Annotated in this window: 9 protein-coding genes; 1 reads left to right on the forward strand and 8 read right to left on the reverse strand. The window is 39.1% G+C overall.

What is annotated here, in order from left to right; all coding sequences use genetic code 11:
* Positions 1-71: 71 nt before the first annotated feature.
* Positions 72-854 carry a response regulator transcription factor gene (locus AFK25_RS11410; protein WP_019416720.1) on the reverse strand — a complete coding sequence of 261 codons (783 nt, stop codon included), beginning with the start codon at positions 852-854 and terminating at the stop codon, positions 72-74.
* A 6-nt stretch (positions 855-860) separates the two neighbouring features.
* Positions 861-2,597, reverse strand: a complete 1,737-nt coding sequence (locus AFK25_RS11415) for a sensor histidine kinase (protein WP_035065403.1) — start codon at positions 2,595-2,597, stop codon at positions 861-863.
* 185 nt (positions 2,598-2,782) lie between these two features.
* Between AFK25_RS11415 and AFK25_RS11420 the strand changes: the two genes are divergently transcribed.
* Positions 2,783-3,961 (forward strand): ROK family transcriptional regulator, encoded by a 1,179-nt coding sequence (locus AFK25_RS11420; protein ID WP_019416718.1) that lies wholly within the window; start codon positions 2,783-2,785, stop codon positions 3,959-3,961.
* 36 nt (positions 3,962-3,997) lie between these two features.
* Here AFK25_RS11420 and AFK25_RS11425 read toward each other — a convergent pair whose 3' ends face one another.
* The 6 genes from AFK25_RS11425 to galT form a co-directional block, all read right to left on the reverse strand.
* Positions 3,998-4,981, reverse strand: coding sequence for an aldo/keto reductase (locus AFK25_RS11425; RefSeq protein WP_035065400.1), 984 nt, complete (start codon positions 4,979-4,981; stop codon positions 3,998-4,000).
* Complete coding sequence (locus AFK25_RS11430) at positions 4,978-6,039, reverse strand: aldose epimerase family protein (RefSeq protein ID WP_019416716.1); 1,062 nt, start codon at positions 6,037-6,039, stop codon at positions 4,978-4,980. The genes AFK25_RS11425 and AFK25_RS11430 overlap by 4 nt, the downstream gene beginning before the upstream one ends.
* Before the next feature lie 29 nt (positions 6,040-6,068).
* Positions 6,069-7,070, reverse strand: a complete 1,002-nt coding sequence (locus AFK25_RS11435) for a Gfo/Idh/MocA family protein (protein WP_035065398.1) — start codon at positions 7,068-7,070, stop codon at positions 6,069-6,071.
* A 180-nt stretch (positions 7,071-7,250) separates the two neighbouring features.
* Positions 7,251-8,270, reverse strand: coding sequence for a LacI family DNA-binding transcriptional regulator (locus AFK25_RS11440; RefSeq protein ID WP_026011503.1), 1,020 nt, complete (start codon positions 8,268-8,270; stop codon positions 7,251-7,253).
* 22 nt (positions 8,271-8,292) lie between these two features.
* Positions 8,293-10,236 carry a beta-galactosidase gene (locus tag AFK25_RS11445; RefSeq protein WP_035065395.1) on the reverse strand — a complete coding sequence of 648 codons (1,944 nt, stop codon included), beginning with the start codon at positions 10,234-10,236 and terminating at the stop codon, positions 8,293-8,295.
* Positions 10,237-10,252: 16 nt separating this feature from the next.
* Positions 10,253-11,764: a UDP-glucose--hexose-1-phosphate uridylyltransferase gene (gene galT, locus AFK25_RS11450; protein ID WP_019416712.1), complete on the reverse strand. Its 1,512-nt coding sequence runs from the start codon at positions 11,762-11,764 to the stop codon at positions 10,253-10,255.

Consider the following 11,764-nt stretch of genomic DNA (forward strand, 5'->3'; position numbering starts at 1 on the left):
AAATCCCCCTTTCGTTTTCTTACTTCTAATGTAGCACGAGTGATGGCTCCTAGTAAGGTAACATTCATCATTTAAAATTCCATTTTTTTTAGATACTCTTTTCGAAAACGATAAGGAGTAATCCCTTCAAACTCTTTAAATATTTTAATAAAGTACTTAGATGTTTGATACCCTACGACGCTACTAATTTCAGCAATCGATAAATTCGTATTTATTAATAAGTTTTTCGCCTTTTGTAATCGACATCTTGTTACATATTCACTAAACGTCATATTCATTTCTTGCTTAAATAGGGCGCTAAAATAACTCGAATTTAAATATACATATTTAGATACATCACTTAAACTAAAAGGTTTGTCGAGGTTTTCATGAATGAACTGAATCGCTTTTTTAATAGGTGAAGAAAGTTTCTCTTCGTGTATTCCTATGACATGGTCATCCAAAATCTTTTCGATCTTCTTTGCCTTTTCCAGACTTTCTGATATATCAAGTGCTTTCTCCACCGCTTCAATCAGTTTATCTTTATCTACCGGTTTAAGCAAATAGTCTACAACACCTAACGTGATCGCCTCCTGAGCGTACGTAAACTCGGAGTAAGCCGAGATAATGATAATAGGAATTTCATTTTTTTCCTTAAGGGTACGAATAAGTTTTAAACCTGAAATTTGCGGCATACGAATATCTGTTAATAACACATCGATTTTTTTCTTTTGTAAAATAGAAACTGCTTCTTCAGCACTACTAGCACATGCAATTTCATATTTTCCCATTGCCCACAAATTTAGAACCTTTTTCATTCCTTCACGTGCTCTTGGCTCATCATCAACAATCAAAATCGTTTTTATACTTCTCACGAAGCTTCACCCACTTTTAGGAATTTGAAATGTTACACATGTTCCTTTCCCTGCTTCGCTGTGAATAAGTAACTCTCGCTCTTCGCCGTAGTAAAGCTGTAATCGTCGGTTAACATTCATGAGCGCGATCCCACTCCCTTTCATCGAAGGAACCGTTTTACTTGTTAACTTTTCTTTCAACGTTTTCAAATCTTTTTCATCCATACCGTTTCCATCATCTTGCACCTTAATAAGCAACTCATTTCCCTCCATACATTCTGTCATGCTGATTGAAACTGTACCTATACCTGTTTTATTTCCAACTCCATGCAGAACTGCATTTTCAACAAGCGGCTGAATGAGTAATTTCGGAATTCTTACATGTAAACAATGGTCAGGAACAGTAATTTTCCAAACAAATCGTTCTCCCCACCTTACCCTCATCACTTCCATATAACGTTGAATATGTTCCATTTCCTCTCGAATTGTCACCCATTCATCATGATCAGAATGGCTAATTGTGTAACGGAACAGCTCAGCCATATTTAATACAAATTTCGCTAATTCTTCTTCATCTCTTTCAATAAGCGACCAATACAGCGCATCAAGTGTATTAAAAAGAAAATGTGGATTGATCTGAGCCTGCAACGCTTTCAGTTCCGCTTGACTTCGAACTAATTCTTTTTCGTAAACCATTTGTATTAAATGATTAATATCATTTACTAAAGAGTTGTATGTTTCAATTAATTCATCAATTTCAATAGTAGACGAAATCGGAGGGCTTAATTTTAATTTTCCGTTCCTCCCACCGTGCATAATTTTCGTTAACTTTAAAAGTGGGCGAGTTACAATAGTGGATAGAAAAAAAGAAAAAGCAAAGAAGATGATAAAACCAAAAGTACCTGAGAGAATTATTGCATTTTTTAAAATATCGACACCTTTTATAAGCGCTTCCAAAGGCGTAACGATAATTATCTTCCACTTTGTAAGAGGTGAGGTCTGCTCGACAACCATATAATTTTTTTCTTCTTTTTTCTTTACATATAAAACGTGTATGAGATATGCGGGCAAACTTGAGAAAATTTTGTGACCTTTCTCATCTAATACCAATGTATAACTTTGATTGTTTATTTTTTGTTCAGAAAAACCACTAAATTGAAAATAATCAGTATTAACCCGTACTAACAAGTAACCGCCTGATGAAAAAGAATGATCTGTCAATCGAATTTGACGCGCAACGACAAAAAAATGAGACGATTTTGGATCTTGCCCAATCCAAACCATCTTGCCACGTTGTTTTTTTATTTCCTGAATCCATTCTACTCCCACTCGCTCTACTAAATTCATTTCATTTAGAGGAAATATTCGCTTATAATCGTTTGTATATAATTCAAACGATTGAATACCATCAAAATATGTTTGATATGAGTTTACTACTTGCATTAAATACTGCCTCTCTTCAAAACTCAAATACTTACCTTGTACTTCTTTCAAAAATGTACGTTGAACATATATATCAGTCACAATTTGGGCAGTTAGTGAATTTAACTGTTTATACAAAGATTCTAACCTTCCATTTGCTTGAATAATTGTTTGTTGTATTTGTTCTTCTGCATTTTTCTTCAGTAGTGACGAAACAATATGAAATGTAATAACTCCTACAAATAATAGCACAAGTGTCATCACAAAAATATAGATCGTTAAAATTTGATTACGTAGCGTATTAAAGCGAGCCATCTTTTGTTTAACATATAGATGGATCATTAAATCACCTCTGTCTTCACATAACTAAAACACGTTCCCACCATATAAATTTAGATTGAAAAGGCGCCCCTTCTTTCTTCTTGACTTACATTATAAAACCCTCCATTTTGTTTGTCTATAAAACAAACAAAGTGAACTAGAATTTTTCATACAATTGTGATACATTGATAATCAGGGTGATAAATTTGACAAGAATAACTGGAAATCCACATTTAATTAAAAAAATTAATAAATCGCTTGTTCTTGATATGGTGAAAAGCCAAGGGCCTTTGTCACGGGCGGATGTGGCACAACGGTCCGGATTAAATAAAGGGACTGTTTCTTCTTTAGTAAAAGAGTTAATGGACGAAGAGCTTGTGTATGAAATCGGGCAAGGAGAATCAAGCGGTGGTCGACGGCCTGTTTTATTGTTATTTAATGAAAAAGCCGGATATTCCATTGGCATTGATTTAGGGGTTCATTACATTCTTGGCGTGCTAACCGATTTGCAAGGAAATATCGTCCTTGAAAAACAAGTGATGTTTCATGACAAAAATTATTCTTCTGTGCTAACACGTATAAAAGAAACCATTTTATATTTAACGGAACGGATGCCAGACAGCCGATACGGCTTAGTCGGAATTGGCATCGGCGTTCCAGGTATTGTTGATAAAGAAGGAGAGTTATTGTTCGCCCCAAATTTAGGATGGAAAAACATCCCGCTAAAACAAGACATCGAAGCAACGTTCCACGTTCCTGTCATGATTGATAACGAAGCAAACGCTGGTGCATATGGGGAAAAACGTAGTGGTGCAGGTAAAGATTTTCGTAACATCATCTACGTAAGTGCCGGTATTGGCATCGGTGTCGGCTTAATCCTAAACGGAGAGCTATATAGAGGAACAAGCGGGTTTTCTGGAGAAAGCGGTCATATGACGATCGAAGCCGACGGTCCACCGTGCCGCTGTGGAAGTATTGGCTGCTGGGAATTGTATGCTTCGGAAAAAGCGCTATTGGATGGAGCGAGTCCGTTTTTTGACAATGAGGTATCGTTAGAAGAACTATTACAATTGGCAGAAAACAATCATCAAGACGTGCTCGCATTATTAGAGCGCATCGGTCGCTATTTAGGCATTGGAATCAATAATTTGATCAATACGTTTAATCCAGAGCAAGTCATCATCGGCAACCGCTTATCGATGGCAAAAAAATGGCTTTTCCCTGCCATCCAACAAGTTATCGACAAGCGCACCTTGCCGTTTCACCGCGCGAATGTCAACATTCATTTTTCTAAATTATCGCTTTATTCAACGGCATTAGGAATTTCTTTTTTTGTCATCGAAGATTTCCTGAAAAAAGGGAAAAAAATAGAAGTGTTTCTGTAGAATAAAAGGCATCCAAACGAGCTGGATGCCTTTTTCTTAATACGCCCCGCGAATAAACGGATGGATTTCATTTTTATAAAACTCTGTTAACCGTTCCTTTTCTTCTTCGCTAAAGGACGGGACGTTGAGCGCCTGCAAATTGTCTTCGACTTGCTGTACCGTTTTAAAGCCTGGGATGACGCATGTAACGGAGTCATGATCTAAAATCCAGCGCAATGCGGCTCTTGTCATATTGCCTCTGCCGTCTGCGATCCACGCTAGCTGTTCACTGAGCTCTACCCCTTTATGAAACTCAAGCCCAGCGAACGTTTCGCCAACATTAAAGTGTTGCCCATCTCGATTAAAATGGCGGTGATCATTTTCGGCGAATGTTGTATCTTTTTTAAATTTCCCTGTCAATAATCCGCTTGCCAACGGCAGCCGCGCCAATATCCCGACACCTTGTGCTTTTGCTTGCGGAAGCAATTGTTCTAACGGTTTTTGGCGGAAAATGTTAAAAATGACTTGCAATGCTTTCACGTTCGGATTCGTTAGACAAAACAGCCCTTCTTCCACCGTTTCGACACTTACGCCATAATAGCGAATCTTTCCTTCTTGCTGCAGCTTATCCAACACTTCAAACACCCGACCATCTTTTAACACTTCAAACGGCGGGCAGTGAATTTGATATAAATCGATGCGTTCACGTTGCAAGCGCTTTAAACTTCCTTCGCAATATTTCCGCACGTTTTCTTCGGAGTAGGTGCGAAAATCATGAATGTCCCCCGCCCGACAAAATTTCGTGGCGATATAAATGTCGTCCTCTTTTCCTTTTGTCGCTTTTGCTAGAAGTTCTTCACTATGACCGTCGCCATAAACATCTGCCGTATCGAAAAAATTGACACCAGCATCAATCGCCCGCTGCAACCCTTTCAATGCTTCACTATCATCTGTTTGCCCCCAAGAACCGCCAATCGCCCACGTTCCGAAACTTACTTCGCTCACTTCCAGTTCTGTGTTTCCTAACCGACGATAGTTCATCTTTCTCCCTCCTCATGTACACGAAACGTATATTTCGTAACAGATGAATACACTTCACCTGCTCGCAAAATGCAAGAAGGAAAATGCGGATGATGTACCGCATCCGGCAATGCTTGCGTTTCTAAACAAATGCCTAAATATTTTCGCGATGGCACTCCGTTTACTTTTATTTCATCCGGAAGCTGATTGCCCGTATATACTACTACCCCTGGTTCGTCTGTTTCTACTAGTAATGTTCGTCCGCTTTTTGGGTCGAACAAAACGATTTCTTCGTCGTGATGAGCATTTAATAAAAACGGATGATCATACCCTTGCCCGACTAAAGCAATTTGCGGATGATTTGCTTCCACGCCTTCTTTGATTGTTTTTCCTTCACGCAAGTCAAAAGGCGTATTCGCCACATCTAAAAGCACACCGGTCGGAATAAACTCATTATCCAGCTCTAAAAACTGATTGCTCTTGATTTTTAAACGATGGTGTAAAATATCGCTTTTTAAATTGCCGCTCAAATTAAAATACGTATGGTTCGTTAACGTGAGCGGCGTGTCTTGGTCAGAAGTCGCACGGTAAGAAATAATGAACTCGTTTTGGTTATTTAACGTATATGTGATTTGAACGTCTACATTGCCCGGATAACCTTCTTCTCCATCGACACTTGTATACGAAAATTGGACGCCGGCTTCCTCTTTTTTAGAAAATCCCGCTCCTTGCCAAATGGCATGATGAAATCCTTTTTTGCCGCCATGTAAATGGTTGCCGTTTTCATTTTTGTATAACGTATAGGTTTTTCCGTTTAATTCAAAAGAGGCATTTTTTATCCTTCCCGCCACTCTTCCGATCACCGCTCCGAAATACGGGCTGTTTGTAAGATACGGAGAAAACTCATTGAACGCTAAGACAACATTTTCATAGTTTCCGTGTTTGTCAGGAGCCAATATTTTTGTAATGATGCACCCATAATTTAAACACGTCACTTCCATCCCGTTATCGTTCGTAAAGGTATAGGCGATAATCGGACGGCCATCTACTTCCGTCCATTGTTCCTGTACAATTCTCATCCCTCTTCCTACCTTTCTTCGTACGTTGCTTAAACGGTTAACTCGACCACTTTTCCTGTTTCCGCTGACATGCGGCACGCATCTAACACTTTCGCTTGTTGGATGATCGCATCGTCCGAATAGCTTGGCGTTGTTCCAGCGAGGATACATTGTGAAAAGTGCTCCACCTGTAGACGGTATTGGTCGCCGTTTACTACTTCTTCCCGCGTTTTTCCGTCATCCGTTTGGATGATGATTAAACCGTTGCCTTGTTGTATGTCAGGACGGTACGCCCGCGGAACGGTTACTTTTCCCTTCGTTCCGATAATTTCATATTCATTGCGGGAAAACATATCGAAGCTGCAATCAAATAAAGCATGCACGCCGTTGCTCATCTTTAGCCAACCACTTGTGACTATATCTACACCTTTCATGTGATCAAAAGTGGAGCGAACAGACAAAATAACTGGTTCTGCATGTAACAAAGAACGGATCGAATGGACACAATAACATCCTATATCTAATAAACTTCCTCCTCCGAGTGATTTCTCCATTCGAATATTATTTTCTCGCTCGACAAGATAAAAAGAAAAACTTGCTCTCATACTTTTTACAATTCCTATTTCTCCTAATGACATTATCTCTTTTACTCTCTTATGTTGCGGGTGGAATTGATACATAAATGCTTCCATCCAGATGACACTATTTTCTCTACAAACCTCTACCATTCTTCGAACATCGTCTTCACATAAAGCAGCTGGCTTTTCACAAAGAATATGTTTTTTATGTTCTGCCGCCTTGATTGTCCATTTCATGTGCATGTGATTAGGAAGCGGAATATATACAGCATCAATCTCGGGATCATTCAATAACTGTTCATAAGTACTGTATACCTTAGGAATGTGAAAGCGTTCAGCGATCTCGTGTACTCTATCATTTCCACTAGCAATAGCTACAACTTCTGCGTTCTCTGCACGCTGAATAGCTGGAATCATCGTCTCCCTTGCAATATGAGCCGTGCTTAAAATTCCCCACCGTACTTTTTTTGACATTTCATTCACTCCTCGTGTAGATAAAGACCGAAACCAGCTGTACTGTCAGTCCTCTCAAAAATATTGAATTTTCTTTAATTATCATTTTCTTAATTATAACAGCAACATTTTAGTTTGTTCAATAAACAAACTAATTAACTTATTTGTTATATAAAGAAATAGCTTTCGCCAAAGCGGAAGCTATTTCTTTACTGTATAAGCACAGCTGCTTTCTCTTACGACAAGTTTCGTCGGAACAACAATTTTTTTCGGAATCTCTCTTTTCGTTTGAATTTGTTCGACAAGCAATTCAACCGCTGTTTCTCCCATAAATTCTGTGTAAACTTGCACAGTGGATAATGGAGGCTGAACAAATTTTGATGTAGGGAGATCATTAAAACCGACAACTGTAATTTCATTTGGAACATCAACTCCTGCTTCATGCAACGCCCGCAACGCTCCAATAGCCATCGAGTCGCTTGCAATAAAAAACGCAGTTGGCCGATTCGGCAGCTGAAGTGCTTGTTTCATTAACATATACCCATCCTCTGCAATAAAACGCCCTGTTAATACATATTCTGGAATAAACATACCTCGCAAATATAAATATTCGTAAAATGTACGCTCACGCTCATCTTGAATTAAATGACCGTCATCAACATATTCACGCCCTCCAATATAGCCGATATGTTTATGACCGAGATCAATTAAATATTGAAGAACGCGAGCTGTCGCTTTTCGAAAATCGACAACGACAGAATCAAAGCGATCTTCATCAGGCGAATAGTCAACAAAAACGATATGGTCGGTAACAGATGCAAACAAGTCAATTTCCCTTTTCCCAAACTTCCCGACCGCTATAATCCCATCTAACCCTGTCAACCACTCCGATTCATACGAGCCTTCTTTTTTAAATAACTTGACTAACTCAATTTGGCGGCGAAAACATTCCTTTTCAACACCAAGGCGCACAGCCATGTAGTATGGATCGTCAAGCTCTTGAGATTCCGAATACCAGTTGACCACCCCAAAGCGAAGTCGGTCTTTTGCACTCATTTGATTGCGTTCTCTAGGCGTTTTATAGTTCAGCTCTTGGGCAATTTCAAAAATGCGCTTTTTCGTTTCATCCGAGACGGATAACGTTGTATCGTAGTTTAGTACACGCGATACAGTGGCGACCGAAACCCCTGCTTTCTCGGCAATTTCTTTCAATGTAGCCATCGATGCCACTCCTTTATTTATGCTAAATTTTAACGATTTGACTATCATACGGTCTTAGAACCAAATCGCCAAATTGTTTCTCTTGATCGGTATGATTTAAAATGAATAGATACTCCACATCTTCACATACACGTCGATATACTTCGACACCTTCTGCGCTTTCTACATGCCATATGTTATGCTTTTGCACAACTTCTTTAGCCATGTCACGAAGCGCTTGAACATCTACTCCTCCTCCAACGTAATAGACGTTCCCATCACCGTATTCATTTTCAGTTATCGCAGCGAGAGGATAAAACGGATCGTCATATCGATATAATACATTAGCTGTTGTTGGTTCAAGCAAATCTCGCCATACGGAGCACATCGCCTTTTTACCTTGCCATCTTCCTTCACCGATGATTGGAACATGACGATATGCTAGAGATTCTACTTCATGAATATGCGCACCGATAAGATCACTGACGTGCGCAGGTAATACATGTTTAAAATGAATATTATTTTGTTTATTTTTTAGCCCTGTTCGGAAAGAAAATATAATTGTCCCGCCACGACGAGCAAACGTTTTCAATTTTTCTGCTAATTGTTCGTCAATGATTTGTAATACAGGAACGATAAGTACTTTATATGTTGAAAAATCCCGTGAAACAGGAATGACGTCAATATTTGCATTTAAGCGATAAAACGGCTCATATAACCGAAGAAGTTCGGTTGTAAAGTCAAACGCCTTACTTTGCGGCTGAAAACGCCACGACCAAATGTTATCATAATCATATAAAACAGCAATATGCGCTTGAATTGGCGACTGTAATACGTGTTCAAATGTCGGAATATGTGAAAAAACAGATTGTACTTCTTTATATTTTCTACCTCGTACGTTGCTATGGTCAACGATGCCATAACAAAATTGCTCGGCCCCTCGATCCATTCCTCGCCAGCTAAAATATAACATATTCGTACATCCATGAGCGAACGCTTGATACGACCACATTTTTGCTTGATTCGGTCGCGGTAAATATCCGATCATCTCATGTCCTTGAGCCCCCATTAACTCTTCAACAATCCAATAATTTTTTCCGAGCAATCCGCGATTAAAATCATGACTCATCGCAATCGCCGCAGGAGAAATCGGCTCATCTAGTCCTCCCCATACCGGATAGTTATCGTACGATACAAAATCCATTTCGCGCACATTTTCTTCGTGATCAAACCATTTATTAAAAAATCCGCCAGATACGTTTGTCGTTACTTGCTGATGAGAACCTTTATATTTTTTGACGATGTTTGTCATTTCATGAGCGAAACGATTGACTGAAAACGAACGAAAACGTGCCCAATCTAACTGCAAAGACGGGTTATGCGTTGTTATTGTTTTTGTTGGCATTGGGATTTCTGAAAAATCGTTATACGTCTGCCCCCAAAAAATTGTTCCGTACGCTTCATTTAATGCGTCAATTTGTTTATATTTTTCTTTCAAAAATTGCTGAAACTCACGATGACACTGTTCACAATAACACATATCGCTTCCTTCATGTCCAAATTCATTATCGATTTGCCAAGCAACGATCGCTTCCTCATCTTTGTAATGTTTAACAAGTTGTTCCGTTATATTGGCTGCATATGAGCGATACGTTCTCGAATTAAAACAATATTGTCGTCGTCCCCCAAATACACGAGTACGTCCATATTCGTCTTTCGATAAAATATCTGGGTGCTTTTTTGCTAGCCAAGCTGGAAACGTTGCGGTCGGCGTACCAAACATGATCGAAAGCCCGTTTTCTTTCAACTTTTTTACTACTTCATCGAAAAAAGAAAAGTCAATATTCCCTTCTGCTTTCTCCATTAAATGCCAAGAAAATTCCCCAATACGAACGATGTTAGCTCCAAGCTCTTTTATTCCTTGAATATCTTCATCGATCATTTCTTTTGGCCAATATTCTGGATAGTAGTCCACTCCTACATACATGGTTTCTCCTCCGTCTTTATCTATGTTTTTCTTGAATATGACGAATAAAACGATAAAACGCTTCCTTTCCTTCTTCCGTTCGTTTAAATACACCCGCATGTTCAAGCACTTGTTCGAATCGTTTTCCTACTTCTTCTTTTAATAGCTCATGTACATCATCGATGAGCGGATGTCTCTCCATAATCTCTTGCACCCATTCCCAATGTTTCAATAATGACGAATCCCATTGCTCTCTTCGTGTGTTATTTTTCATGTATGTTGCAATCGTCTCTAATTCATTCGCTAATCGGCTAGGCAATACAGCTAATCCCATGACTTCAATTAAACCGATATTTTCTTTTTTAATATGATGCAATTCCTCATGCGGATGAAAAATACCATACGGATATTTTTCTGATGTGCGATTGTTTCTTAACACAATATCCATCTCGTACAACTTCTCGCGTCTACGAGCAATTGGCGTGACCGTATTATGCGGTACATCGTTTGTTTGTGCATATATATCCACTTTCGGATCGCTATACGTTTGCCATTCTTTATAGATAAAATCACTCACTTCTAACACATCTTGTTTTTCTCCGCGTATACGTATCACTGACATAGGCCAACGAATGACGCTCATTTGTACGTGAGGATAAGCAGCGAGTGTAAACGAAAAATCAGCTGAAGCTTTTTCAATCGCAAATGTATATTGTCCACCTTGAAAATGATCGTGCGATAAAATCGATCCTCCTACAATAGGTAAATCCGCGTTTGAACCGATAAAGTAATGAGGAAATTGATCGACAAAATCAAGCAACCGCTCAAATGTTTTTCTTTCCATTTTCATCGGTACATGCTTATCGCGAAGCACGATGCAATGCTCGTTGTAATAAACGTAAGGTGAATATTGAAAAAACCAACGTTCGCCGCATAACTCAACAGGAATGATCCGATGGTTCGCTCGCGCAGGATGTCGAATCGTTCCAGCATACCCTTCATTTTCAATACATAGCAAGCAAGGAGGATAATGTTGCTCTTTTGTTTCCTTCATGCGCGCAATATCTCGAGGATCTTTTTCCGGCTTAGATAAGTTGATCGTTATATCCATATCGCCGTATTTCGTTCGCACTTTCCATCGTCTATTTTTCATCACTCGGTCTACACGAATGTAATTGGACGCTTGACTCAGTTCATAAAACCAAGTTGTTGCTTCTTGCTTATTTCGTTTATATTTCTCATAAAACGTTTGAATAATCGTAGACGGACGGGCCACAAAACAATTCATGATTTCTGTATCAAATAAATCACGTTCTGTCACTGTCTTTCCAGCAAATCGCCCATGCGCTTCCGCCCAATTCATGATATGTTGTAAAATCGAAACAAGTGGACGGTCGGAGGAGGGGGTAACGTCTACTTGTTTCCATTCATCCAGCTTTAACAAAGCTAGCAGTCGATTGCGCGTATAAATGACATCTTCTTTTTCAATTAAACGATGATAAAGTGCATACTGAATAAGTGCTTCAATTTCTTCATAAATGTTTACCAT

This window comes from Anoxybacillus gonensis, assembly GCF_001187595.1.
GTDB lineage: Bacteria > Bacillota > Bacilli > Bacillales > Anoxybacillaceae > Anoxybacillus > Anoxybacillus gonensis.